Annotated in this window: 22 protein-coding genes; 7 read left to right on the forward strand and 15 right to left on the reverse strand. The window is 48.3% G+C overall.

Annotation, left to right across the window (positions count from 1 at the left end):
• Positions 1 to 248 (forward strand): hypothetical protein (locus tag L6J37_RS19920; RefSeq protein WP_237796349.1); only part of this gene is annotated, 248 nt, incomplete at its 5' end.
• Between the two features lie 303 nt (positions 249 to 551).
• Positions 552 to 2,012 carry an aerolysin family beta-barrel pore-forming toxin gene (locus L6J37_RS19925; protein ID WP_237796350.1) on the forward strand — a complete coding sequence of 487 codons (1,461 nt, stop codon included), beginning with the start codon at positions 552 to 554 and terminating at the stop codon, positions 2,010 to 2,012.
• A 123-nt stretch (positions 2,013 to 2,135) separates the two neighbouring features.
• Here the strand turns inward: L6J37_RS19925 and L6J37_RS19930 are convergent, their stop codons facing one another.
• From L6J37_RS19930 to L6J37_RS19970, 9 genes are all read right to left on the reverse strand, one after another.
• A complete protein-coding gene (locus L6J37_RS19930; RefSeq protein ID WP_237796351.1) occupies positions 2,136 to 2,747 on the reverse strand; it encodes a histidine phosphatase family protein in 612 nt (203 codons plus the stop codon).
• Entirely contained in the window at positions 2,744 to 3,298 is a 555-nt protein-coding gene (cobU, locus tag L6J37_RS19935) for a bifunctional adenosylcobinamide kinase/adenosylcobinamide-phosphate guanylyltransferase (protein WP_237796352.1), read from the reverse strand. Before cobU ends, L6J37_RS19930 begins: the two co-directional genes overlap by 4 nt.
• A gap of 7 nt (positions 3,299 to 3,305) precedes the next feature.
• A complete protein-coding gene (locus L6J37_RS19940) occupies positions 3,306 to 4,079 on the reverse strand; it encodes an adenosylcobinamide-GDP ribazoletransferase (protein WP_237796353.1) in 774 nt (257 codons plus the stop codon).
• Complete coding sequence (gene cobT / locus L6J37_RS19945; protein WP_237796354.1) at positions 4,080 to 5,117, reverse strand: nicotinate-nucleotide--dimethylbenzimidazole phosphoribosyltransferase; 1,038 nt, start codon at positions 5,115 to 5,117, stop codon at positions 4,080 to 4,082.
• Positions 5,118 to 5,359: 242 nt separating this feature from the next.
• Entirely contained in the window at positions 5,360 to 6,985 is a 1,626-nt protein-coding gene (locus L6J37_RS19950; RefSeq protein ID WP_237796356.1) for a flavin monoamine oxidase family protein, read from the reverse strand.
• A 32-nt stretch (positions 6,986 to 7,017) separates the two neighbouring features.
• Positions 7,018 to 8,967, reverse strand: a complete 1,950-nt coding sequence (locus L6J37_RS19955) for a thiamine pyrophosphate-binding protein (RefSeq protein WP_237796359.1) — start codon at positions 8,965 to 8,967, stop codon at positions 7,018 to 7,020.
• 943 nt (positions 8,968 to 9,910) lie between these two features.
• A complete protein-coding gene (locus L6J37_RS19960; protein ID WP_237796361.1) occupies positions 9,911 to 11,425 on the reverse strand; it encodes an FAD/NAD(P)-binding protein in 1,515 nt (504 codons plus the stop codon).
• A gap of 1 nt (position 11,426) precedes the next feature.
• Positions 11,427 to 12,638: an MFS transporter gene (locus L6J37_RS19965; protein WP_237796364.1), complete on the reverse strand. Its 1,212-nt coding sequence runs from the start codon at positions 12,636 to 12,638 to the stop codon at positions 11,427 to 11,429.
• A complete protein-coding gene (locus L6J37_RS19970) occupies positions 12,623 to 13,864 on the reverse strand; it encodes an ATP-grasp domain-containing protein (protein WP_237796365.1) in 1,242 nt (413 codons plus the stop codon). Before L6J37_RS19970 ends, L6J37_RS19965 begins: the two co-directional genes overlap by 16 nt.
• Before the next feature lie 475 nt (positions 13,865 to 14,339).
• On the opposite strand from L6J37_RS19970, the gene L6J37_RS19975 reads away from it, so the two are divergent.
• Both L6J37_RS19975 and L6J37_RS19980 read left to right on the forward strand, forming a co-directional pair.
• Positions 14,340 to 15,374 carry a helix-turn-helix transcriptional regulator gene (locus tag L6J37_RS19975; protein ID WP_218385581.1) on the forward strand — a complete coding sequence of 345 codons (1,035 nt, stop codon included), beginning with the start codon at positions 14,340 to 14,342 and terminating at the stop codon, positions 15,372 to 15,374.
• 83 nt (positions 15,375 to 15,457) lie between these two features.
• Positions 15,458 to 16,588, forward strand: a complete 1,131-nt coding sequence (locus tag L6J37_RS19980) for an alpha/beta hydrolase (RefSeq protein ID WP_237796366.1) — start codon at positions 15,458 to 15,460, stop codon at positions 16,586 to 16,588.
• Between the two features lie 113 nt (positions 16,589 to 16,701).
• Here L6J37_RS19980 and L6J37_RS19985 read toward each other — a convergent pair whose 3' ends face one another.
• Together L6J37_RS19985 and L6J37_RS19990 are read right to left on the reverse strand one after the other, a co-directional pair.
• On the reverse strand, positions 16,702 to 17,103 hold the full coding sequence (locus L6J37_RS19985; protein ID WP_192014007.1) for a hypothetical protein: 402 nt from the start codon (positions 17,101 to 17,103) through the stop codon (positions 16,702 to 16,704).
• Positions 17,100 to 18,026, reverse strand: coding sequence for a zinc dependent phospholipase C family protein (locus L6J37_RS19990; RefSeq protein WP_237796367.1), 927 nt, complete (start codon positions 18,024 to 18,026; stop codon positions 17,100 to 17,102). The genes L6J37_RS19985 and L6J37_RS19990 overlap by 4 nt, the downstream gene beginning before the upstream one ends.
• A 345-nt stretch (positions 18,027 to 18,371) precedes the next feature.
• Here L6J37_RS19990 and L6J37_RS19995 point away from each other — a divergent pair, with 345 nt between their 5' ends.
• Entirely contained in the window at positions 18,372 to 19,007 is a 636-nt protein-coding gene (locus L6J37_RS19995) for a LysE family translocator (protein ID WP_192014003.1), read from the forward strand.
• Positions 19,008 to 19,107: 100 nt separating this feature from the next.
• Here the strand turns inward: L6J37_RS19995 and gcvP are convergent, their stop codons facing one another.
• From gcvP to L6J37_RS20010, 3 genes are all read right to left on the reverse strand, one after another.
• Positions 19,108 to 21,990 (reverse strand): aminomethyl-transferring glycine dehydrogenase, encoded by a 2,883-nt coding sequence (gene gcvP, locus L6J37_RS20000; protein ID WP_237796368.1) that lies wholly within the window; start codon positions 21,988 to 21,990, stop codon positions 19,108 to 19,110.
• Between the two features lie 108 nt (positions 21,991 to 22,098).
• Positions 22,099 to 22,473 carry a glycine cleavage system protein GcvH gene (gcvH, locus tag L6J37_RS20005; protein WP_218385570.1) on the reverse strand — a complete coding sequence of 125 codons (375 nt, stop codon included), beginning with the start codon at positions 22,471 to 22,473 and terminating at the stop codon, positions 22,099 to 22,101.
• 100 nt (positions 22,474 to 22,573) lie between these two features.
• The gene (locus L6J37_RS20010; RefSeq protein WP_237796369.1) at positions 22,574 to 23,869 is read right to left on the reverse strand and encodes a serine hydroxymethyltransferase; all 1,296 of its coding nucleotides are present in this window, start codon (positions 23,867 to 23,869) and stop codon (positions 22,574 to 22,576) included.
• 571 nt (positions 23,870 to 24,440) lie between these two features.
• Here L6J37_RS20010 and L6J37_RS20015 point away from each other — a divergent pair.
• A complete protein-coding gene (locus tag L6J37_RS20015) occupies positions 24,441 to 25,070 on the forward strand; it encodes a helix-turn-helix domain-containing protein (protein WP_192013995.1) in 630 nt (209 codons plus the stop codon).
• 221 nt (positions 25,071 to 25,291) lie between these two features.
• Positions 25,292 to 26,410, forward strand: coding sequence for a glycine cleavage system aminomethyltransferase GcvT (gene gcvT, locus L6J37_RS20020; protein ID WP_237796370.1), 1,119 nt, complete (start codon positions 25,292 to 25,294; stop codon positions 26,408 to 26,410).
• Positions 26,411 to 26,523: 113 nt separating this feature from the next.
• Here the strand turns inward: gcvT and L6J37_RS20025 are convergent, their stop codons facing one another.
• Positions 26,524 to 26,736 (reverse strand): hypothetical protein, encoded by a 213-nt coding sequence (locus L6J37_RS20025; RefSeq protein ID WP_192014560.1) that lies wholly within the window; start codon positions 26,734 to 26,736, stop codon positions 26,524 to 26,526.
• Positions 26,737 to 26,866: the final 130 nt, after the last annotated feature.

Raw genomic sequence — 26,866 nt, forward strand, 5'->3', positions numbered from 1 at the left:
GGAGACCATTGAAGTTAATCCATCAAAAAAGAGATTATAAGTTAAAGCAACAAAAACACTGTGAACAGTATTTTGTATTTTTAATTAGAGTAAATATTCTATGGTTGAGCATTGAAACTGCTCAGCCAAACGTTATAGATAATTTTATTACATTATTATCTATGTTGCTTAATCAATATAAAGTGATGCGTCGCTTTAACAAAAAGGTAAAGTTAAAATCTTTATTATCAATAACAGCCTGCCGATGAAAGCGTATTTTGACTTATTGTTATCGATTACATTTTATGGTTTGTTTTCATCTTGTTGTTTTGTATAATAATTGTTATATTATGATAAGGCTTTATATCTTATAATATAGCGATTTAATGATATGTTATTTGTCTTTTTTCATCTGGGATATTTAATTGGGTAAATAAAGGGAGTGTGAAAATAATTTATTGACTTTTTATTAAATGCATTGATATAACGGCGTTGCATATGAGAGAGATGTTTTTATTAGTCACATATGTTTTTGCATTTATGCAAGCCAACATTTCTATAAGAAGGTTTCAATGAAAAAACAAATAACGCCTTTGTTAATTATATTACCTTTTGGTCATATAGCGTCCGTGTCCGCACTGGAAACCAGTGCTTTTTATCCAGAGGAAGTCGAAATTCATTACAATCTCGGCCCTGAAACGTGTAACGCTGATTTCCGGCCAGTTACGCGTTCTGAAGCATTGCGCTTTCGAGATTCGATAATGAACAAAATCGGAAAGTGGTCTTATGTTAGTTTAGCCGATGGCTGGGTCATTATGGGGCCCGGTTACATGGGTGAAATTAAACAGGGAACCGCCAGCCATACTGCTTGTTATCCTCTGAATGCAGACACAAACATTTTATCTTTCCCTGCTATTTCCATTGATGAAGGATCTAAAGAGCGTGTTGAATGGACATTGCTCAGTGATCAAGACGATTTTGTAAAACCTGCCGCGTACCTGGCTCACCACATGGGCTATGCCTGGGTGGGTGGTCCGAAAGGAAACCAGGTTGGCGATGACATGAAAGTCTGGTGGGACAGTAACGAAAGTGCCTGGAATATTCGGGGTAATGACGGTCCGTGTGACGGATACCGTTGCCAGGATATGACAACCATAAAGGTGAAAAACTTTGCTTACACCATGGATCCGGCTTCATTTAAAATTGACGGTTCTATCGTGAATTCAAATAGTCAGCTGGTGAATACGATCTCTTCGACGGCGGTTAATAAAACCAGCATTCAGCAGCAATACGTCATTGATATCAGTTACAACACGTCAACCAGTTGGTCACAAAGTAATGATTACAGCTTCAGTGAAAGTATTGAGGTATCCAGTACTTTTAAAAGTCCTAAAGTCACAGGTGGTGTTGAAAAATCAATATCCGTGACTTTTGGTGCCACTCAGGCATGGGGAAGCACCAGTGGCGGTGAAGAAAGTAACAGAGTGACAATTCAGGCAAGACCGGTAGTACCTGCAAATAGTGCACTGAAAGTGCTGTTGAATGTGTACCGGGCTGATATCTCTTATCCTTACGTCTTTGACGCGGATGTATCGTATGAACTGGGTTTTGATGGTTTCATGCGCTGGGGTGGGAACGGATTGCTGTGGCATCCGAAAGACAGACCAGACTTTACAAGTAACTTTGCTATCGGCCGCTTCGCCGGCAATGAAAAGAGTCTGGAATTCCAGTGGGATCACCGTGATATTACAGGCATGAATAAAACCTGGGACTGGAACTGGATCGCGCAAACGGCGGGTTCTTATGACACCCGTTATTGGCTGGGCAAAGTACTGGCGCCTAAGAAAGCACGCGTCAAAGGCCAGTTTTACGCAGAAGATCAGTTCACCGGCGAGCTGTATTTTGAAGAGATTGCCCTTCCTCAGGGTGATTCAAATACGGCCTCAATGGAGAAAAGCATTCAGGATCAACTTGAAGATGCTGGCCTGAAAGATGTTCAGGTCTCTGTCAGAAAAGCTGATACCGGGGTGTAACTATCTGTAGCTAGATGAAAAGAACCGGAAACCACAAAGGGGTTTCCGGTTTGTTCGGATCGAATTCAAATCGAAAGTAACTGTGCTTCAGGCTTGAATTGGCCAACAGTCAGGCCAAACTGATCAGTGTGTCGAGCCAATTTGTTTCACGGAAAAATAGGGCTCGTTATCTGCCATCGTGACTTGAATTTGTGTGATGCTGCCATTGCGAATCGTTAAATTTGAATACCATTTAGGATTCTTCCAGTCGAGGCCAAGTACATCTGCAACAATGGCACGAATCACGCCGCCGTGCGTAATTATCAGGACATCGTGTTGCAGCTCGCTGACTATCCTGGTCCAACAGGCCGTCACCCGCCTATTGAAGTTTTCCAGTGATTCGGCATCAGGTAATCCTGAGCTGGCTGGGTTGTGCCAGAATTGCTCAAGTCGTTGCCACTCTTCGCTCACGCTGGTTATTTCCTCAAAAGGTGTACCGTCTAACTGACCAAAGTACATTTCTTTTAATGCCGGTTCGCAGACCAGAAGGTGTTCACCTGCCAGTAATTCAGCCAGCGATAAGCAGCGGCGCAAAGGAGAGCTGATAACGGTTTTATAGTGAATATCAGCGTTGGCAAGCGAGTTACAGATAGCCTGATTGGTCTCGGGGCTGACCTCTACATCGGTTGAGCCGTACAAAGCGGAGGCACCATTAACTTTTCCGTGGCGGACTAATGTGACGGTGAAGGTTTTCACCTGGCGATCCCTTTTAATTGGAGTGGTAAACCGGCTGTCACTAGAGTCACCTCATCGGCAATGGCGGCGAACTGCTGATTCATGCGGCCGGCGTTGTCGACAAAATAGCGACTCACTTCGCCGAGCGGCACCACCCCCATGCCAACTTCGTTCGAGACAAAGATCAATCGGGCCTGGCTGTTTTTCGCTGCCTGTACCAGCTCGGTAATACGTGCTTCCAGCGCTTCATTGCTGCAAGCCTCTCCCAGTGCATAAATAACGTTATTCAGCCAGAGAGTTAAACACTCAACCAACACCACATCGTTCGCGGTAAACTGAGTTAACAGGTTTGCCAGTTCCAAAGCACATTCGTGTTCAGCCCAGTTATCCCCACGTTGCTGCTGATGGTGTTTGATCCGCATGCGCATTTCATCATCAAATGGTGTAGCAGTGGCGATATAATGCAGCCTCTTACCCTGTGTGACGTTTTCTTTGGCCTGCTGCTCGGCAAAGCGTGACTTGCCGGATCGTGCACCACCAAGTATCAGGCTCAATGTCGTTTGAATCGTCATTTTATCCTCACTGGTTGTGAACTGAGGCGATAAGGATCAGGTAGATCAAAATTTCCATGAGTTGCTGAGCCGCGCCCAGACAATCACCGGTAAATCCGCCAAGCCGCGCATTCAACCAGGCTTTGAAACCACTCCGAAACAGAACAGCCGCCACTATCAGCACCAGTGACAGTTCGGGCACCAGTAACAGGCAGACGAGGGTGCCGGTCGCCACTAAAAAGAGTAACTCAGGGACGGTCTGGGCATTGGCCAGAGGTTTGCTCTTGCTGGTACTGGAGTCGCTGACATAGTGCATGTCGAAAATCAGTGAGGCCGCGACTGTGCGGCTGAGTGTGTAGGCGACAATCAGAAGCAGTGCCAGTTCAGTATGCTCAGCCAGATAGCTGAGCATGATAAATTTACCCACCAAGGCCATGATCAGGGTGGCAGCACCGTAAGTGCCGATCCGACTGTCTTTCATTATGACCAGACGGCGCTCTGTCGTCAGGCCACCGCCAATGCCGTCAGCCATGTCAGTCAGGCCATCTTCATGAAATGCCCCGGTCAGCAGCAGGCTGAACACCATAGTGATAAAGACGGCGAACTGTGGTGGCAACCAGGCTGCTGTTATACTGTAAGCAATGGCACACAATGCCCCCAGTACAAGCCCAACCAGCGCAAAGTAACGCCCGGCCCGATTCATACGTTCGTCGGAATAAGGGGTTGACGCTGGAATGGGTAGGCGGCTGAAAAAAGACACCGCCAGACAAAACAACTGATACTGATAACGAAGGTTGAACATTTACACCGTGACCCCGGCATCGGCGAAGCTGGCCATGTTGTTGTAAAATTCAGCACTGGCACGAAGCAGGGGGTAGGCCAGTGCCGCACCAGTTCCTTCACCCAGGCGTAAGCCTAAATCCAGCATAGGCTGAGCTTCGAGAAGAGCTAACACTTTTTGATGCCCTTGCTCTTCAGAACGGTGCGCAAAAATCATCACATCACGAGCTTCCGGCTTGAGCAATGTGGCAATATAAGCCGCGATCGAAACGATAAAGCCATCCACCAGAACAGGCACGCGTTGGTCACTCGCGGCCAGAAACGCGCCGACCATCTGAACGATTTCAAAGCCACCCAGCTCTGCGAGTGCACGTAATGGACCTGGTTCACCGCTTTCACTGTATCTGGCAACACCCTGACGAATCAGACTGATCTTGTTACCCAGCTGCGCATCGCTGATCCCTGTGCCTTTACCGACGCAATAGGCCGCGTCAGTAATACTGAGCGCCGACAGCAGGGCGGAAGAACTGCTGGTATTGGCAATGCCCATTTCTCCGAACATCAGCAGATTACAGCCAGCTTCGATAGTCTGTTTGGCAATTGAACCGCCTAATTCCAACCCCTCGGCAACTTGCTGCTGGCTCATGGCGGCTTTCTGGGCAAGGTTATGTGTTCCGGCACCCAGTCGCTGTACGATGAAATCAGGGTTATCGGTTTCAACCGGTAGCATAATGCCACAATCAATGACTTTCAGGTCAATGTTGTTAATGCGGCAGAACTGATTGATAGCTGCACCGCCAGCGAGGAAATTGAGCACCATTTGCTGGGTTACTTCGCTGGGGGCAATACTGACGCCTTCTTTGGCAATACCATGATCACCAGCGAACAGCAGCATGGTGGGTTGAGTTAAGGTAATTTGGGAAACCGCCTCTTTCTGTCCCTGACTTTGCAATAAAGCAAGCTGGTGGGCTGTGGTTTCGAGTTGCCCCAACGCGCCCAGAGGCTTGGTTTTGTTATCTATGCGTTCCTGAATGGCTGATGCGTGGCGAGTGTCTAACATGATTTCTAACGCTCCGGTTAAGTGTTTCCATAATCACTGTATTGCAGTTTACTCGCCAGAGGGGACACTATCCAGTGAAAGCAAAGTGTTTGATATTGTTACTTCAAAATGACAGGAAGAGAGAATGGAATTTGCAGGAGAGCTCAAATTTTTTCGGGACGGTACTTCTCTCATAAGCAGACACTGCATTGTCAGTCATTCACATCACAGGCCAGATAATACCTGGCCTGTGATTAACTCCATTACGCCTTGAGCTGAACTTCCAGTTTCGCCAGCATGAGCTGGGCGGTCTGCAGTGCTCCTTCCACCCATCCCTGACTGTGGGAGTAAGCTTCGCCACAGATATAGAGGTGGGTATTTGCTAATGGCTGGACGATGTTATTGGCCACATCATCACTTTGCACACCAATATTCCAGCTGTTCCAACCGCCGCCAAAAGGGTCATCACCCCAGTCACGAAATGCAGCCTGAAGCGGCAGCGTTGGAGTGACTTCCGCGGCAGACACATCATGCATCAGGTTAACCTGGCGGGTGACTTCCGTCATCATAGATTCAGGCGCCTGATGCGCTTCCCATTGCGGATCGACATTTTGCTGTTTCAACAGACGTCCGGTAAATGCCTTGTGTTCTGGTAAGGGTAGGACTTCCAGCTGTTGTTTCCATGCCAGGCCACGTTTTTGTCTGTAGCCATCCCAGAACCCTACGTTGACACCGTCATCGTAACTGGCCATCAGAATTGCCGGGCCTTGTAACGCAGGTGCCCCCTCGTTGGTTGGCCAGTAATAGGTTTGCCTGACAGGCATGTCAGTCACGCTGCGTCCTTCCCTGATGCCGGATTGATCAACCCACCAGGGGGACGCGTAAGTGGTAAACAATTTAAACAACGGCCTTGGTGTGACAGTACCAGTTAAAGCTTTCACTTCTGGTTGTTGTAAAACAGGACAATTTTGCTCCAGCAAATCGATGGAACGCCGTGGCATCGCAAGCACGATATGCGTGGCTGTACACTGGATATCATTGTACGCTGTGATCGCTAATTCACTGGTGAAATTGAGGCTAAATACACCGTTAACCTGTTCAAAACTATTCAGTTTGTGGCCGAGTAACAGCTCGCCACCAATCGCCTGAAGTTCTCCGGCCAGCGCTAATGGTACTGACTGGAAGCCCTGTTTAAATCCGAGGTATTCGACGCCATCACCGAAATCGGTCAGAAACCAAGGAATGGCATCGGCGGCATTCCAGTTCGACAAGGTAGAATTGTAGCCACCGGCATCGCGGCAGTAGCTGTAGTCTTCGCTACTCATGACAACTTGCAGAACATTCCAAAAGCCCTGTTCGTACAGCATTTTGCCATTGAATTCAGTGTTCATTGCCATTTCACGGCGCTGTTGTTCAGTGAGATCAATGGCGGTAATGCCGGGAACGATTTTATCGAATGCCTCAATAACCAAAGCGCCGGGTGTTTTGCCGAAAGCGTCAGGACTGTAGTTGTATGGCACAGCATGCGGATTATCTTGATAATCACTGAGCCGGAGCCGTACATCGCGTAAATAGGCGATATTGGCCGGCGTATCGACCGGGAAATGGTAGGTTTCTATTGGATCTGGCAGTGAAGCAAATTGGTTGATCTCATCCAGTAATGCGTGGACGAGTGGTTGTCGTGTTGCATCCAGAATACGCATGCCACCCAGCTCTGCGACCATGTTATTGACATCTGGCGCCTTGACAGATAATAAACGGCCACCGACGCGATCGCTGCCTTCAAAAACAGCAATGCGCTTACCGGGGAAATTCTTTTTTAACTGCCAGGCGCTGTAAACGCCCGATACGCCAGCACCAATAATGGCAACATCATAATGTTCACTCATATTACTTTTCCTTGTAGATAGAATGTGGTGGATCAGGCTAATGTGTTGACATGATCCGGGTTGATTTCATCAAGAAGCTGCTTGTGGAAATAATTCAGGGGTGGACGTCGATACGCTGGTGACGTTTTTATCGCACCTCCGCTTTGTTGCACTGCGGCTGGATCGCGTTCAGTTCGGATGTCCAGCACGTAAGGTTTGTTTTCATTCAGCACGTAGTGAATCGCTTGTTGTAAAGCGGCATTCAGATCAGTGGATTTTTCTACCACTTGCCCCTGAATGTCCGCACCCATTGCATTGGCAATCTGATGGAAATTGAGCTGAGGATGCTGCAGCGACAGATAATCAACGTCGTAGTTGTGGTAACTGGTTGGGTCGGTAGGGTCGGGTTCTACCGGCTTTTTCTTTGGCTCCCAGCCATAAGAGCCAATCACCTCTTCGAGGCCATTTTGCAAGGTATGGTATTCCCGGTTATTGGTGATGATGTACAACACGGCGAGCTGATATTTGGCGGCACTCCACCACACTTGCGGGTAGAACAGGGACGAACCATCACCGACCGCATTGATTACCAGTTTGGGTGTGACCCCCTGAATTGCGGTGGGCTGAATTTTAATTCCCAGCGAAGCGGGCATTGACCAGCCGAGTGAGCCGCCGGATACGCAGTAGTAGCTTACCGGCTTGCTCATTTCCTGATTAAGCGGCATCAGGTACTGAAAGCTTGGACTGTCAGACACGGCCTCATGCACATAGACAAACTCGTTCGCCAGCCCTTGTTGTGTAATGGCCTGAGATAAATAGTGCGGGATCAGTGCCGGGTTAATGGTGCCTGAAGCGTCTTGCTCGGCCTGGAGTAAATACGCATCCCAGTCACTGCGGCGTTGTTCGCTGAGTTTGCTTAATAACTGATTGCGGGCGTCCCTTTCGCGCTGAATGTCATCGGAAACCGGCAACTCGGCCATGACTTGGTTCAGTTTTTCCAGACTGGCTCTGATCCCACCCAGCACGGCATGGCTGCCATAGTAGTTTTTACCTATGTCCCAAGTGTTATTCGACAGGTATAAAATATCTACGGATTCCGGGATTAAGGGGCCATCAGCATAATTAAACACAGTAACCTGAGCCTGATTACTGTAGCCCACCAGAAAAGCCACATCATGTTGCTGATAGATGGCTTGCAGCATGGCCTGATTACCCGGCAGCTCTCCTTGCCAGTGATAATCATCGTTCGGGAAGTTCGCCAAACTACTGAAGGTTTGCAACGCCACAGGTGCACCAACGGTTTGCGCTAATACCTGCAACTGTTCCGAGGCGTTGTCGTACCCGACACCATCACCGGCAATGATGATAGGGTTTTTGGCCTGTGCAAAGCGCTCAGCCAAACGACTGATTTCATCCGGATCACCGGCGAAATTGGTCGGAATACGAGTAATACCCGGCAGCTTTTCAGGCAGGCTTGGCAAGGGTTTTGCCATCATGAATTCCCAGGGAATAGATATGAAGACCGGGCCACAAGCCGGGGCTTTGGCTTCTTTGAAGGCCCTTTGCAGCACCAGTGGGAATTCGTAAGGTGTGCGCAGTTCGTGCGACCACTTACAATACTGACTGGCTAGCTCTTTGATATTGGATGAAAGCAGGGGTTCTTGTGTGACCAGCTCGTTTTGTTGCTGGCAGCAAAGAATAACCAGTGGTGTATGAGAGCGATAAGCGTTGAACAGGTTGCCAATACCGTGGGCGATACCCGGGGTGATGTGAACCACCAGTACCCCGGGTTCACCTGTCATGCGTGCAGCGCCCATAGCTGCACCCATAGCAATGTTTTCGTGTAAACATTCGACATATTCGACATTATTTTCGGCGTAGGAGGTGCCGTCGATAATGGGGATTTCATTGGTGCCAGGAACGCCAAAAATTTGGCGGATGTTGAGTTGATTGAGCGCATCGTATAAATAATCGCGCATGACGCGCGGTGGCATGTCAGACATGACTTATCCTTGTTGATGATAAAGGGTACAGCTCTCTCCCTGTTAATGTGATGTAAACAAAAAGTTACTTTTTGGTATTTTCGACATTAGTTCAGGGTTTAGTGTTCTTCAAACTTATTTGGTTAAGTTTTTAGCTGTTTCTGAATGATTTTTAAATGACATTAATGTCATTAAAATATTTACTCAAGGTTAAAGCTTTAAGAAAAAAGGGATTTGGTGGATTAGTGTGTCAAAGGTAATCGATGGGTTTGATTTTACTGATTAGTCGTTCAATAATGCAGGGGGCAAGGTTGTTAACATCGCTTCGCGCCTTGATGTTCCAATACTCATCATAATTCAGTGCTGTGTTATCATTTTAATATTATAAACGTCAGCATCCTATCTCGCTGTAGGGGTTGAGTTTGTCTTCAGTTTTACCTCTCCACCTGAAGGCTGCATCGTATTATCAGTTATTACGGTTTGGGTTTTATCCTCTTTGAAAGAAAGCCAATCGGTCGATAATAAATAATACGTTAAAGCATTGTTATCTCCTGTTTTTTTATTGGTATTGTTACAGTTTTTGGGCCGTTTTTCATATATCAGTTTCTGGAGTATAAACTCAGTTATTTATTGAACTTTTTAGGAGAAAGATTAAGTAATGGTAATGTTTTATTTTTAAGGGATTTTTTGGAAAGGATGTAAATTAACTATGTTGGCAAGGTAGGTTAATAAATATAAATCAGTTTTGCAGAAGAATTCCTCTTATTTCAATAACTGTTGAGTCGTGAATGTTAATGCCACATTGAGAGGTATTAACATTTGAGTATTGAAAATTGTGATTCACAGGCGGCTTTTTTCAAGCCGCCTGTTTTTTCAATGAAAGGATTTGTCGCGAAGGCCACTCATCCAGCTTTTGGAAGTCAAAGACAGTGTTCTTGTGTGTTCTATCGCTGAATAAACGGTTTCAGCATACTTTATTGCTGATTTCCTGTTTCCTGGGGAGTTCTTCTACAGGCGGTTCAGGTTGCGTTAGTGAAGCAATCACAGAAGTGGCGCATCGTGATCCATGTCCAACAATTAGATCCAGAGCGCTGGTAAATAAGAAGTTGCCGTTAGTGATTTCACCCAAGGCAAAAATGTTGGCATGTGCGAATCCTCTGTTATCAAGAACCTGATAGGTTTTATTAAGTATTTGTAACCCGCCATGGGGATGGCTGGCGGCAAGTCCAGAGTTAAAAAGGTGATGTAATAGCGGGGAGTCTGCCTGAGTCAGATCCCGTGCGTTCCCGGTTGCATACACAATGGCATCAGCCTGTGGATTAGTCGCGACGCCAACCTGATAGCTTAATTGCCCGGACTTGACAGCGTTCAACAATTTTATTGCATTCTCTTTCGGAATAGATACCCGTAGTGCCATGGCATTAGACCAGCTATCAGTGAAGAAACGCTGTTTATCTTCCTCGATCAGTTTGCGCCAGATAATATCTAATGCAGCATTGGCGCTGTAAAGAATCGCTTGCCAGCCTCTTGGCCCGTTGGCGAGTTCAATTTCTGTGCTGAGAAAGTGGTGAAAATTGGCCACTGGTGGTGTAGGGAACTGCAGCGATTCCAGTGTATCTTCATTATGTTTTCGGTAGTGGTTGAGTTCTTGCTGGAATAACCGAGCTAAATCAGCAAGCGTTAATGTTCCGAAGTTCTGCTCAATATATCCCGGGGATAAAAATCGATTTCGATACGACCTTTGCGTTCCCCGCACACTTGGGAAAAAACCACCTCGTGATCGGAACTGGATCTTTCCTTTATGGCCGCGTTCAAGTAGTCCAATGGCGACGTCGATAGCGCTGAGCCGGGCGCCGACGATGACAACGTCGTCATTAAGGTCAATGGCACGGGTCACTGAACGCACGGGATACGGGCTTGTAAAGACTTTCGCTGAGTGCTGTTCATGCCCCATGATTTTATTATGTGTGCCGCAAGCAAGAATCACAGCATCACTGTTTAATTGATGTCCGCACTCTGTGGAAATGCTATATCCGGTAGAGTCGGAACAAACCTCAATGGAGGAAACGGCTGCTGCAACTGTCAAAATGAAGATGTTTTTTTCGGCCGCTTGCCGGATAACCCGGTAAAACCGATCTTGCATATAGCGGCCAAATAACGCTCTGGGAGCATAGCTGGATGATTCAATGGTGAAATCTGGATAATCCGGTTGCCATTTTGACTCGTGCGCTTTGAGCCAGTGCATGAAGTCACCGGGTAGATCGGGCAGTCCGGAAATCACACCTGCCTGTGTATTAAGAAGGTTGGAATGACTATCCTCTGTATAAGCATTACCCACACCCCAGACACTTTTTTTCTCGACGACAAAAATCACAACATCCTGATTGGGTTGACAGTTCCAGTGACGAGTAAAAGCATCAAGAAAGGCCAGTGATGACGCTCCGCCGCCGACAAGGGTTAAGGTGATTCGTTTCATCATTCTATTCCTCACATGCATCAGTGGAAGTAAAAAGTAAGCTTCGTAACCCCAGCCCCAGCGCTAAAACAGCAACCGAGAAAAGCAAGGCCGAATCGGTATCAAAGAACTGACTGATAAGGCCAGCCCAGAACGAACCGGTTGCCTGAGCCAGATACATGACAATCAGGTATATCGCGATAACACGCGAGAGGATTTGCCGTGGAAAAGAAGATTGAATCTCACCATTGAGTAAGGTGACTGTCATGCTCCAACTCAGCCCAAAAACCATGAGAGCAGCGAAAATGACAGTCAGATTACTGCTTAGCCAGATGGTGGCAATCGACGAGATCATCAGGCTATAACACAACCAGTAACCCTGGTGATTGTGGCGAAGTTTCAGCACAGCCGGTAATACAATAACCGTTAACAGTGCACCCAGACCTGTGGCTCCCATTAAGGTGCCTTGTCCGGCCGTGCTCTGGTTTAAGTGATACTTGGCGATATAAGGCATCATTGACCAGATCACACTGCCAGCAAAGAACAAAACACAGGCATCGAATGTGCAGCGGCGAAACAGTCCGGAGACAGAAATTTGTTGCCACGCATTACGTATGGATACAAAAGCTGGCTGGTCGGTACTGGTTGTCCGTTCGTTGTAAAACCCCCGGAAAAAATAGGCTGAAACGGCAAGCAGCATAGCCGCCGTGACTAAGTAAACCTGATAGTAAGCCAGTACAAGCAGCAATGTTCCTGCAACGGCAGGGCCGACAGCACGGGCAATATTGAAACCCAGATTGTTGAGGACAGCCGCATGTCTGATCTGGTCGCCGGGCACGGTCAGCGCAATGCCTGCCTGTGCAACGGGCATGCGGAAGACGGTTGCGACAGAGAATGCAGCTGTAACCCCAACCAGCAATGCCGGGGAAAGCAGCCCCTGCCAGGTTGCGGCTGCTAGGGTTAACGAAACCAGTCCAAGGCTGAGCTGAGCGACAGTCAGAACCAGAGGTTTGCTGAATCTGTCACCAATCTGACCCGCCAGAATGCCAAACAACAAGAAGGGTAAGGTTGCTGCGACCTGTACCAGCGAGTTGACGGCAGGGGAGGTCGACAAATGCGTTAAAGCGATTGAAGACGTTGTATTCTGAATCCAAATTGCGCCGTTACTCATGATGTTCGCCAGCCAGAAATGGCGGTACTTCGGATTTCTTGCCACAGCAATTAACTCTGCATGCATGATGTCACCTCCTCAGTTTCTGCAGACCAGATGAATTCGCTGGCAGCCCATTGCGCAATGTCGCGGAAAATTTTTTCCATATGTGCTTCGCTATCAGCTTTGACAATCACGTGAATCAGAGCATCGTTTGACATAGTCATGGCATTGTAGTGTTGTCCGGAAACTGCTCTGGATTGAAATCTGACGATTCCCTCATGTCTGAAGGGGGGATTTCCGGAACAGATCAAACGGCCTGTCTGTGGCGGAAGCTGGAATCGGCCTCCGAGCTGCCCCGGAGCCATGGCTTGCGGGCAAAGTGACTCTGAGTGGAATTCGGCATGCAAATAGGCTTCAACGACATTCACGCCGTAAGCCAGTTCAACTTCAGTGACAAGATCGTTACCTCCTAGCCGGCAGGCAATCTCACACAGGGTGATGTGCTGATTGTTTCCCACGAAGCATTCAATATGGAATAGGGAGTGCTCAGGAGTTGGGAAGACATGTTCGAGTAAATATCTGCTGAATTCAGTCAAAGGGCGATAAAGAGGGTTTGATTCAGACAGAGTGTACGAGCCGAGGCTTTGTCCACCAACGAAATCCATACAGTTCCCCACATATTTGGCAGGGCTGCATACAGACATTTTTCCGTTTACTACCAGACCGTCGACGTGAAAGACTTCCCCTTCAATGAAGGGTTCAATGATCATATCCGTAGGGTCAATTTCAGTACCGATTTCAGCCCAATGTTCGCAAGAGGTGACTTTGAGCGTTTGCTGGGAGCCGCGGCCAGATTTCGGCTTTATCACGACCGGGTAAGGTAACGACTGCCAATTGGCAACCTGATTGGCATCCTGTGGCATTGCGGAGACCACGCCATAACGGGCGGCGTGCTGTTTCATCAGGATTTTATCTCTGAACAGTATGGCTTGGTCAAAACGCTGTCCGGGAATATCAAGAATTTCGCGGATGTGTGCTGCTCTGAGTATGTCTCCTTCGGATAAGACGATGACAGTTTCAATAACAGGCAGCACCCCATTATCGGTTAATTGCTGTAAAAGCGCAGTCGCTGGATGGGAAAAATAGTGATCCAATTCGATGATCACACCAAATTGAGATGTCAGTTCACTTCTGTTTTCTGCAGATAACTGTTCTGTGATTAAGATGCTGTCACCCTTAAAATACGTTTCCCGGATGCGGCGCTGAATAGACAATATAAATTTTTTACTGGATAAAATGAGAGCAGACATAACAATCCTCTGTTGTATCACCTGTTTGTTGATTTAATTGTTTTCATTTATAGCAATCAAATAGATTCAATAACCAATAAATAATATTTCTGTGGTTCATCAATCTGTATGCTCAGCAGGGATACTTGCTCATTCAACGCTGAAATGGAATCACTGCGGTACTTATATATGCAACCGTGTGATCATGATCAGCTTACATGAAAGGTTGACCGTGTTTATTGGTGGATTGGTGTCTCTGAACTGATGATTTTGCTCTTTCTCAATGGTGGGGTTATTTACTCCCTGGACTAACAGGTTACAGTGTGAGCGAGCAAATAATTGCTGTTAAGGCCAATGTAAAAGTGGGTTGACAGAGTGATTACCATTAATCATAGGCATATGTGCCACTACTGATTTTCTACGTGTAGGTCATTGATGATTCATGATATTTTATTCATAACAAAATAGAGAATGGATAAAGTGAAGTGAGAGTGTCATGGTAGCATCGATTCTGCTGGCAGGAATTATTCAGAGTATTGTGCTCGGCGTTTATTTAGCAATGAAAAGTAAAGAGCAGCATGTGTTTTGGTTGCTGGCGGGCATCCATTTTTGCTTTGCGCTGGATCTTTCTCTAAACCTTGCCTGGCATCAAGTCTGGTTGACATCCCGCATGAATATGATGTGGCCGCTGCTCTATCCGGTGCTGTTTTTCCTTTTTATTCGTCTGTGTTTAACCCAAAGACCGCTCACTCGCCGGGATACGGTGCATTTGTTACCGCTAGCTGCGCTTAGCTTGTTATGTGCGGACTTGCTTTTTGCGCCAGGTGAGACTGTGCTCACGGCTAGGCATCATTTCTCTGGCATCCTGCTGATTGTTTTCTACCTGGGCTATTGCCTGGCAAGTATCCGGTTTGTGTGGCGTTATCAGTCACGGCAACCACTGTTTCAGGCTAAGCTATCCAACGCAAATTTGCTTGTGTTGTGGGGGATATGTGCCAGTCTGATTTTGGCTCTGGTCATGGTGATACCACAGGTTATATTGGATACGCATTTGCCTTTACCTTATCTGACAGTGTCTTTGCTTCTGTTCGTCATTACCTGTTGCCTGCTTATCCAACCAAAGCTGATGAATTTTGACGTGATGGTGGAATTGCCTGACGAGGAAGCGGATAGCCAACCTGATGGTGTAATGGCGGCCCTGAGTCAGACGGTCCTGATGCTGATGGATGAAAAACACTACTATCTGAAGCCGGAGATAAGTCTGTCGTCGTTGGCCGGGGAAATGGGTGTGAAACCTTATTTGCTGACACAGGTGTTGAATCAGACAATGGGGATCAAGTTCTATGATCTGGTCAACCAGCGACGTATTACACATGTTTGTGCACTGATGGAAAAACGCCCTTCAAGCGCAGTGCTGGAACTGGCATTTGAATCTGGTTTTAACTCGAAATCTACATTTAACGCGGCATTTAGAAAATATCAGCAGTGTACGCCATCGCAGTACAGGACTCGGCTTAAAGGTGCGAATTAGCCAATTCGGACGTCTGATTCCCGTATCCGGACGCTTTATTCTCCAATCTTCTTATTCTGGAGGTCCAGAAAAAGGAGAAAGTCATGATGTTAAAACTACTTTGCAAGACAGGCTTTATCACGATGTTAGCAGGGCTGACGGGTTGTAATTCAGACGATAATGACAGTAAAAATACGGCGTATACTCATGTTTATCCTGCGCCAGATGGTCCTTATCGGGTCGGGGTGGCAGCCTTTGATGTGTTGGATGCCGGATTGGATAGTATGAGCCCGATCCCGAATCAAACGCGTCGCCTGCCCATCAAAGTGTATTACCCAACGAAACAAGAAAACGGAACATATCAATCTTACTTCGATAGATGGGGCCATCAGGTCGGCTACCTTGACCGGGTACGGCCGAAAGACGTGCCTGTTCATCCCAACCAATTTAAATTGGACGAACTCGCTTCCTGGTCGCAAGCTAATGTTGCGATTGCACCGGCGGCATCGGGAAGTGGCTGGCCGATACTCTTCTATTCTCATGGCGCGTTTTTATTTGAGGTTGATAACACTGAGCTTTTGGAAGATCTCGCCAGTCGTGGTTATGTTGTTGTATCCATTAATCATACCTACATTTCGGGAGTCGCCAGTTTTCAGGATGGCAGCTCAGAGGGCACTTATTTGCCCTCTGATGCTAAAGACGTGGGAACGGATAAAGGCTTTGCGTATTTTGATCAGGTTGTTGCACCGCAGATTACACATGACGTTATCTCTGTCTATCAGTGGTTGTCCAGACATACTGAACGGTTTGATGATCAGTTGGATGAAAGCCGTATCGGGACTCTGGGTTACAGTCTGGGCGGATCGGCTGCCATGAACAGCTGCGCCGAAATGCCGGACTGTGTGGCCAGTGTCAACATGGATGGTCTGCTGCTGGGGGATGTTCGTACACAGCCACTCAATAAACCTTTATTGCTGTTGCAAACCCCAAAACAAGTGCTTGCTCAGGCGTTTGAAGACAATGGACATGAGACATACCTGCTGACTGTCGCCAATACGAATCACCGGGATTTTATGGATCAAAACCGCTGGGTGGTTGGCTATCGATCAGGAATTGAGGGCGATCTGATGCACGCGATTGTGAAACAAAGTGTGGGGACTTTCTTTGACCGTTATCTGAATGATACCGAGATTGAATGGCCGGAGTCTGATGCTGTAACGATTCAAGTAAAATAAGCACGGAAGTCAGTGGTGTTATAAAAGAAGCCACATCAGAACCGCTCACCGTTGGGCGGTTTCTGATGGTATTCACTTCCGGTCGTGCGCCGGAGAGACACGTTCAGGGGCATCTACTCTGTGCAGACAGAACTGGCATTGAGTGAAACTTTACATGTGTTGTGCTGAGGCTGATGCCAGTAACGATTGTCAAAAGCAGCGTTGCAGCCGGCATCTTCCATCAATGCCACATCACCGTCGCACAACAACATCACGGCATGATCGCCCTGAATGTCTAATATCATCTGATACTCGTTGAGTTTAGCCAGTTTGTCGGGTGCGGAAGACATGGCGTTTGCGATGATTTGTTCATCCGCCAGATTGTTTATCTCGCCAAACTTAATTTCTCCATCTACTGCTTGCGCGACATCTTTTAGGATTGACGCCAGGTCGTACATTGCTTCGTCGGAATACTCTGCCTGAGCGGAACATGACGTTATTGCCATCAACAAAGCGAGCTTGATTAACAGTTTCATAATTTTTCCCATGCGGTTAATACACCGTTTTCACATTGGCCAGTATCAAGGTTCCAGTCCTTAAAGAAGTCTGTGGGCCTATTTTCAAAAACAGCCTCAGCCGTTTTCTCCCAAAACAATTGGATGGTCGACACGGCCCGCTCAAATACCTCGTCATAGTGTTGGATGCCATGCGGGGTTTGTAATTCTGCGATGAATTCACGATTTACTTCTTCTGAAAGCGGGTAAGTCAGGCCTTGCGAAGAGGCAACATGTCGAGCCCAGGCAAAAAGTTTGTGGGATTCTTCTGCGTTATTAACCACGAATTGAAAACCGTGATGCCAGCGGTTAATGTCTGGCGGACACTCTTGAGCGTAGTGAGGGTAAACCGCGACCAGGGCAGTCTGCCAGACATCATGAATGATCAGATCGATGGAATCTTCATTGCTATCATCCACGCAGCTACCAATATTTTCTTTCACTCGGTCTGCGAGGCCAATGTTCCCTAAATTCATGACTTTATACCAAATATAAGTATCCTGATGCATTTCGCATATCCGGTGATCTTTGGCGTTCTCACTGTAAGGGCCAACCTTCAGCTCAACAACCGGGTGGATGGTGATATCCGCAGCGACATGAGCAACAAATCCACATAACCAAGCAAATGCTTTTTCTTGGTTGCGCTCGTCCAGTCTTTTGGTGAGATCAATCAGGGTAGCAATGAATTTACCTACCTTGTTGTAGTGCATCTCATCTGCCCATTTATTTTGAGCATGATTTCCGACTGCAAGGTAGGGGTAATCTGGGCTGACACACCCAAATTCTAAAAACGCTTTGTATTGAGACAGCGTTTTCTTCACGTGTTTCGGAACGTTCAGCTTTCTGAGCGCAGTATTCTCAGAGGCTTTATTGACTGCTGATATATGAGCAAATGCACCAGGCATAATCTTCTCCATTCATATGGCTGGAGAGATTGTAGACGGTGTGAATGAATAATTATGCGATCTATTTCCTATAATGACAGTATTTTTATGTCACGATCATCGTCAGAATGCCGTTTTTCTTAATGCCAAAGCGATAACACCGCGAACCACACCTTTTTTAAATGCGCGCTTCTGTTTATTCTGCTTCTTTCTATGTTTTGATTTACGTATATTGTGCGTCAACTAACCAGTTTGCTGCTTTTATCAGTGATGTGAGATGTTTTTCAATTGGGTCAGTGATTTGCAGCGATTAAGCCAGGTCACTGAGGTGAGCTTCCCTGGCGCAAAGCAAGGAGAGAAGAGAAAGTGTTGGGTATTGAAAATGTATGGCTGTTTGTTGTCTCCGGCTTGTTACTGAATCTGATTCCCGGACCTGATTCGTTGCTTATTGCAGGGCGCGCCGCGACACAGGGATTTAAAGCGGGCTCTGCAGCTGCGCTCGGGATTGGTTCCGGGACGCTGATCCACATTATCGCCGCCGCCCTGGGTTTGTCGGCTGTGCTGGCCACCTCTGCGACCGCGTTTACTGTGGTTAAGGTGCTGGGTGGGGCATACCTTATTTATATGGCAATCAGTATGTTCAGAAGCAGCAGTGCGGCCGGCAACACTGAGGTAATGCAAAAGCCACAGGCATCGCTAAAGCGAATTTACTATCAGGGATTCATCACCAACCTGTTTAACCCCAAAATTGCTGTTTTCTTTCTGGCATTTATGCCGCAGTTCATCTCTGCATCCAGCGACAATAAGGCATTGGCATTTATTGTGCTGGGACTAATTTTTAACGTGAACGGCATGTTATGGTGCCATCTGATTGCCTGGGCATCGTCTTCACTCAGCAATAAATTGTCCGTTAGCATCACGACTAAGAAATGGCTGTCCAGAGTCACCGCTAGCTTATTTGGTGTGTTTGGGATCAGGTTGTTGCTCACTTCACAAAGCTAACCGGTATGAAGCAGAGAAGCCTGAAGAATCTTTCTGAGGGTTATAAACAATAAAGCGAGGCCATAAGCCTCGCTTCGTTTTACTTCGTCATCAGGATTGATCAATCCTCAATATAGTTCTCAATGCCAGGGCAAGAACAGATCAGGTTACGGTCACCGAAGACGTTATCGACACGGTTGACAGTTGGCCAGTATTTGGCGCCTTTACTGTGTGCGGATGGGTAGCAAGCCAGCTCGCGGCTGTAAGCGTGGGTCCATTCCGCATCCATCAGATCAACCTGAGTGTGCGGTGCATTGACCAGCGGGTTGTCTTCCAGCGTCCACTCACCAGCCTGAACACGGGCGATTTCCTGACGGATGGCAATCATGGCATCGCAGAAGCGGTCCAGCTCGGTCAGATCTTCCGACTCGGTCGGTTCAATCATCAGGGTGCCGGCGACTGGGAAAGACATGGTCGGCGCGTGGAAACCATAGTCCATCAAACGCTTCGCGACGTCTTCTTCCGAGATACCAGAGGCTTCTTTCAGCGGACGGATGTCGATAATGCATTCGTGTGCAATACGGCCTTGAGTACCGCGGTACAGCACAGGGTAGTGATCACGCAGGCGTTCCATCACGTAGTTAGCGTTCAGAATTGCCAGCTTAGTAGCCTGAGTCAGTCCTTCTGATCCCATCATCGCGATGTAGGCATATGAGATAGGCAGGATAGACGCTGAACCTAGCTCGGCAGCAGAAACGGCGTACTGAGCACCTTCGGTTGCTTTCACTGATTCAACGTGGCCTGGCAGGAATGGTGCCAGGTGTGATTTCACACCGATAGGTCCCATGCCCGGACCACCGCCGCCATGCGGGATACAGAAGGTTTTGTGCAGGTTCAGGTGAGAAACGTCCGAACCGATAAAGCCAGGGTTGGTCAGGCCAACCTGTGCGTTCATATTGGCACCGTCCAGATACACCTGACCGCCTGCGGCGTGAACCAGTTCGCACACTTCACGTACCGCTTCTTCGTACACACCGTGAGTAGACGGGTAGGTGATCATGATGCACGACAGATTGTCGCGGTGTTTTTCAATTTTCGCTTTCAGATCTTCGACATCGATGTTGCCGTTGGCATCACAGCCAACCACCACAACTTTCATCGACACCATGGCTGCAGAAGCCGGGTTAGTACCGTGCGCCGAACTTGGGATCAGACACACGTTACGGTGGCTGTCGCCATTGGCCGCGTGGTAGCGTTGAATGGCAATAAGACCGGCGTATTCACCCTGTGCGCCAGAGTTAGGCTGCAGGGAGAAGGCATCGTAGCCGGTGATTTCACACAGCATTTCAGACAGCTTGCTCGCCAGTTCCTGATAACCCTGAGTCTGATCGGCCGGTGAAAACGGGTGCAAGCCGCCAAATTCAGGCCAGGTAACAGGGATCATTTCTGCTGCGGCATTGAGCTTCATGGTGCAGCTGCCCAGCGGGATCATACCGTGGGTCAGAGAATAGTCTTTGTTTTCCAGTTTCTTCATGTAACGCATCATTTGCGTTTCACTGTGGTACTGGTTAAACACAGGGTGAGTCAGGAACTCTGTGGTGCGGCGACAGCTTTGCGGAATAGCGGCAAATTCGTCAGCGGCAATATCGTCAGTGAAAGCAGTGGCTTTCAGTGCCTGACCGGTGAAGATCTCCAGCAGTTCTTCGACGTCAGTGACTTTGGTGGTTTCATCCAGGCTGACACCCAGTTTGTCGCTGTATTGGCGCAGATTGATACCGGCAGCCAGTGCTTTCTTGTAGATAGCATCGGTTTGTTTGCCTGAGTTGATGGTCACAGTATCGAAGAAGGTATCGTTAACCAGTTCCAGACCAGCGTTACGCAGACCAGCAGCCAGAATTGCCGTCAGGTGATGAACGCGGCGACCGATTTTACGCAGACCTTCCGGGCCATGGTACAGCGCATAGAAGGCAGCCATATTGGCCAGCAGCGCCTGAGCGGTACAGATGTTAGAAGTCGCTTTTTCGCGGCGGATATGCTGCTCACGTGTCTGCATTGCCATCCGCAGCGCCTGATTGCCTTTGGCATCTTTTGAAACACCGATGACACGGCCTGGCATGGTACGTTTGTGCTGATCTTTGGTTGCCATGAAACCGGCATGCGGGCCACCAAAGCCCATTGGTACGCCGAAGCGTTGTGCACTGCCGATGACCACGTCAGCACCCATTTCGCCCGGCGCTTTCAGGATAGTCAGTGCCAGCAGATCAGAAGCAACCGCAACCAGTGTTTTCTTGGCGTGTGCTTTTTCAATGATGTCAGTCAGATCGGCAATAGCACCTGTTGTGCCCGGGTATTGAACCAGCGCACCGAATACGTCGTGGTTGTCCAGCTCTTCAGCTTTGCCGCGGATAATCTCAATACCTATGTATTCTGCACGGGTCACGACCACGTCGATGGTTTGCGGGTGCAGGTCGGTAGAGATGAAGAAGGCTTTGCTCTTGCTCTTGCTGGCACGCTGACACAGGGTCATGGCTTCTGCGGCTGCAGTGGCTTCGTCCAGCAGGGAGGCATTCGCCAGTTCCATACCGGTCAGATCCATGATCATCTGCTGGTAGTTCAGCAGTGATTCCAGACGGCCCTGAGAAATTTCTGGCTGATACGGTGTGTAAGCCGTATACCAGCCCGGATTTTCCAGCACGTTACGCAGAATGACATTCGGCGTTAAGGTGTTGTAGTAACCCTGACCGATGAAACTGCGGTTGATGACGTTCTTACGGGCAACAGTCTTCAGCGCAGACAGCATGTCTGCTTCGCTTTGCGGCTGATCCAGCTTCATCGCCTCTTTCAGACGGATGGAAGCCGGTACAGTTTCTTCAATCAACTTGTCGATGCTGTCGGCGCCAATGGTCTGCAGCATTTTTGTCTGCTGTGCGTCATTTGGGCCGTTGTGACGGGCAGCGAAAGCTTTATCGTCACTGAGTGCATGTAAAAGGTTCATGTCGGTCATGGTTCTTTCCTGAACAGTTACTACACATTGCCAGTGGATGTCTGGGCAATGGCGAGAATCATCTTGGGTTGGAAAAACGGCTTTCAAGTTGAAAGCCGTGGTGTTCCATTACTCTTCGATAGCTGCCTGATATTGGTCAGCATCGATCAGTTTGCTCAGTTCTTCAACGTCAGCAATCTTGATTTTAGCAATCCAGCCGCCTTCGAACGGTGCTTCATTGATCAGTTCCGGGCTGTCGCTCAGTTCTTCGTTGATCTCAACGATTTCACCTGTTACCGGGGCATAGATGTCAGAGGCCGCTTTCACAGATTCAACCAGAGAGAAAGACTCACCGGCTTCGGTGCTATCGCCAACGTCTGGCAGGTCTACGAAAACCACGTCACCCAGCAGGCCCTGAGCGTGGTCAGTGATACCCATGGTGATAGTACCGTCGCCGTTGTCGCGTACCCACTCGTGGCTTTCAGTAAACTTTAGGTTGCTCATTTAAATCTCCTCGCGCAATGTTTCTGCATCTTTGTTATTTGTGAGGGCAGGCGGGAATCGAAACTGCCTGCCGACCATTTTCTTTCATATTAAAATGAAGTTACTGGTACAGCGGGAAGCGGCTGCACAGTTTCTGTACCTGCTGCTTCACGCGTTGTTCTGTTTCGTTGTTATTGTCCGGACTGGCTGCCAGGCCATCCAGCACATCGCCGATCCACTCACCGATTTGCTTGAATTCGGCTTCGCCAAAGCCGCGGCTGGTTCCAGCCGGTGTACCGAGGCGGATACCTGATGTCACCATCGGCTTTTCAGGATCAAACGGGATACCGTTCTTATTACAGGTGATACCGGCACGTTCCAGCGCCTCTTCCACCTGATTACCTTTCAGGCCTTTCGGGCGCAGGTCAACCAGCATCAGATGGGTATCAGTGCCACCTGTGACAATGTCACAACCGCGTGCCTGCAGTGTCTCAGCCAACACTTTGGCATTGTTGATCACATTTTTGATGTACAGCTTGAATTCGGGTTCCAGCGCTTCACCCAGAGCAACAGCTTTACCGGCAATGACATGCATCAGCGGGCCGCCCTGAAGGCCTGGGAACACGGCAGAATTGATCTTCTTATTAATGTCTTCGTGGTTGGTCAGAATCATACCGCCACGAGGGCCACGCAGGGTTTTGTGCGTTGTTGTGGTGACAACATGTGCGTGCGGCAGGGGGGACGGGTGTTCACCGGCTGCAATCAAACCTGCGATGTGCGCCATATCTACCATCAGATAGGCTCCGACTTCATCGGCAATGGCGCGGAATTTCTCGAAATCCACCTGACGCGGAATTGCAGAACCGCCGGCAATGATCATTTTGGGTTTGTGCTCAAGTGCCAGCTCGCGCACCTGATCGTAATCAATATCGCAACTGCCCTGACGTACGCCGTACTGAACGGCGTTGAACCATTTGCCCGACAGGGCAGGGCGCGCACCGTGAGTCAGGTGGCCACCGGCATCCAGAGACATCCCCAGAATGGTATCGCCCGGCTGCAGCAGTGCCAGCATGACAGCGCCGTTTGCCTGTGCGCCCGAGTGCGGTTGAACGTTGACGTATTCACACTGGAAAAGCTGTCTGGCGCGCGCAATGGCAATACGCTCAACTTCATCAACATGCTCACAGCCACCGTAGTAACGGCGTCCTGCGTAGCCTTCGGCGTATTTGTTGGTCAGGCAGGTGCCCTGAGCTTGCATGACGGCTTTGGAGACGATGTTCTCAGAGGCAATCAGCTCAATTTGCTGATTCTGGCGGTTCAGCTCTGCGGCAATACCGGCATTCACTGCGCCATCAACCTCGGCAAGGTTGGTTGAGAAGAACATTTCCAAGTCGTGGTTTTGGTATGAAGCTTTCATTTCACGTTATCCTCAATTCGCGCTCTGAACCGGTTCGTGCTGTTCGGTATATCGGTACGCAGAGCGGTATATGTCGTTATGTCTCGTTGTTATCGCTTCCCTGGCTTAAGCGAAGCACAGAAGTGCATTTGCCTAACAAGTGCGTTACATACGTTTCTATTGATAACGGATCAAACCAGAATTTCCAATAGTGGATTATTGTTCATTTTAGTGGTCGCAATCTTACGCAAACGTTTGCTTCTTGTCATGTAAATTTCTATGATAGGGACCATCTTTTCGGTATTTATCTGGCAGAAATGTGTGTCAGCTCTAATTCTTTTTAGTGGCTGACACCAGTGGTAATGCACTCTAGTGGCCGATTGCGCTGCTTTTTACGTTGTCATTGTAATGATATCAGCGGTGGAAAATCTGAGTGTCTGTTATTGGGAAAAGCGTCAGACTTTACCTTGTGTTTCCTATTGGAAACTTTATTTCAAATATGTTGTATAGGTCATGGTTTTGTCTTTGACTGGCTTCCCACTTGTTAACGGCTTGTGTAAGAATGACTGAAAGACGTGCCTCGGAGGGCAAAATGAGTAGTGATGAACAGCAAGTGGATCCGTATCCATCACTGACTGTCGCCAGGGAACGGGAGTCAGAGAATATTGAACCGTTGCAGTTAGGCAAGCGGTTGAAAGACATACGTATGGCTCATGGTCTGACATTGGAAGAGGCCAGCAAGCGTACCGGTTTGGCGCGTTCAACCTTGTCTAAGATTGAGAATGAACAAATCTCGCCGACCTTCCAGGCGATGCAGAAATTGGCCACCGGATTACAGATAGATATTCCGCAATTGTTTGCGCCGCCCAAGCAGCTGGTTGCAACCGGGCGGAGAGATATTACTCGACAGGGCGAAGGCAAGCCACATCCCACTACGACCTATGAGCATGAATTGCTGGCGACCCAGTTACGCAATAAGAAAATGATGCCCTTTAAGTCGCGGGTTCGTGCTCGTCATTTTGACGATTATTCCGACTGGATCCGGCATGACGGCGAAGAGTTTTTACTTGTGCTGTCCGGCAAAATTACTTTTTTTTCTGAGTTCTATGAACCGGTACGCCTGAGTGAAGGTGATTCAGTGTACTACGATGCCACCATGGGGCACATGCTGGTTTCGGTCAGTGATGAAGACGCCCTTATTCTTTGGGTGACAGCGTCATAACCGTCGCGTTATCGCGGTAACAGACACAATGGCAGAGGGGGAAACACCGCCTCTGTCGCACTTTGAGAACGGCTAGGTTGAGAGATAAGAAACTTTATCTACTATTGGAAACAGAGATACAGTTTATCTGCCTGCTAGCAACATCTACACGTGACAGGTTAAGTCAATCTGCCACAGAAATTGATGCAACAGCCGCTGTGCGGTGAATGGAGTAAATATCAATGTCTCAGGATCTTCTTGTTACACCTTTGCATGCCCTTCACATTGAGATGGGTGCCAAAATGGTTCCGTTTGCAGGTTACGACATGCCAGTGCAATACGCGCTGGGCGTGCGTAAAGAGCATATCCATTGCCGTGAATCAGCCGGTTTGTTTGATGTTTCCCACATGGGTCAGCTGCGTTTACATGGCGAAAATGCGGCGAAAGCCCTGGAAACACTGGTCCCTGTCGACATCATCGATCTGCCGGATGGCAAGCAGCGTTATGCTTTCTTTACTAACGAAAACGGTGGCATTTTAGATGATCTGATGGTGACCAATTTCGGTGATCATTTGTTTGTTGTGGTCAATGCGGCGTGTAAAGATCAAGACATTGCACACATTCAGGCGCACCTTCCTGCTGATGTGACGCTGGAAATTATTGACGATCGTGCGTTGCTTGCTCTGCAAGGTCCGAAAGCGGCCGAGGTGCTGGCGCGTCTGAATCCTGCCGTCAGCGATATGCTGTTTATGGACGCCACTAAACTGGAACTGCTGGGCGCAGAATGCTATATCAGCCGTTCTGGATACACAGGTGAAGACGGTTACGAAATTTCCGTGCCGTCAGATAAGGCGGAAGAGCTGGCGCGTACATTGCTTGCCTACGGAGAAGTTGAGTGGATTGGTCTGGGTGCACGAGATTCACTGCGCCTTGAGTGTGGCCTGTGCCTGTATGGCCATGACATTGATACCACTACTACGCCGGTAGAAGCCAGCTTGTTATGGGGTATCAGTAAGCCTCGCCGTGCTGATGGTGAACGTGCGGGTGGATTCCCCGGCGCAGAACTGATTCTGAATCAGATTGCGACTAAAGATGTAGCCCGCAAACGTGTTGGTTTGATTGGTCAGTCGAAAGCGCCAGTGCGTGAAGGCAGCAAGCTGTTTGATGCTGACGATAATGAAATCGGCATTGTGACCAGCGGTACGTTTGGGCCGACGAAAGAAGCCCCGGTGGCTATGGCTTATGTAAAAACTGAGCTCGCCACGATTGGTACTGAGATTTTCGCTGAAGTTCGTGGGAAGAAACTGCCAATGACAGTGGAGAAAATGCCGTTCGTACCACAGCGTTATTACCGTGGTTAATGGTTGCTGTCAGCAGTGAAGCTTGTTGATAAAAATGGAAAGGAGCGCAATGCGCTCCTTTTTTCATTTCGTAAACATCAGCAGGGGGAACTGAGGACGTTTAGCGCTCAATCTCAGCCATCAATCATTTTGTAGGCTGAGGTAAACATCAGGCTGAAGCCCTCTTGCGAAATTTCCTGCGGGGTCAGTTCAGCAGCTTCCAATCGACGGTAACATTCATTCAAAGCAGCAATCACACGTTCCTGTTCTTGCTTATTCAATATTTCAGCGTTCATTCTTTTCTCTCTTTCTTTTTTTTGTTTTGAGTGATGACTGGTTCGCCACATGTGGTTAGTGAGTCATTGACAGAAAACGCTGTGGATGCACTTTGTTACTGGATGGGGCACAAAGTTCGTTACAGCTTTTCCGGTTAACTAGACCTTTCAACTGTGTCTATGTTTCCAGCTTAATCAAGCT

The sequence above is a fragment of the Photobacterium sp. WH77 genome (assembly GCF_022014395.1).
Classification (GTDB): Bacteria; Pseudomonadota; Gammaproteobacteria; order Enterobacterales; family Vibrionaceae; genus Photobacterium; species Photobacterium arenosum.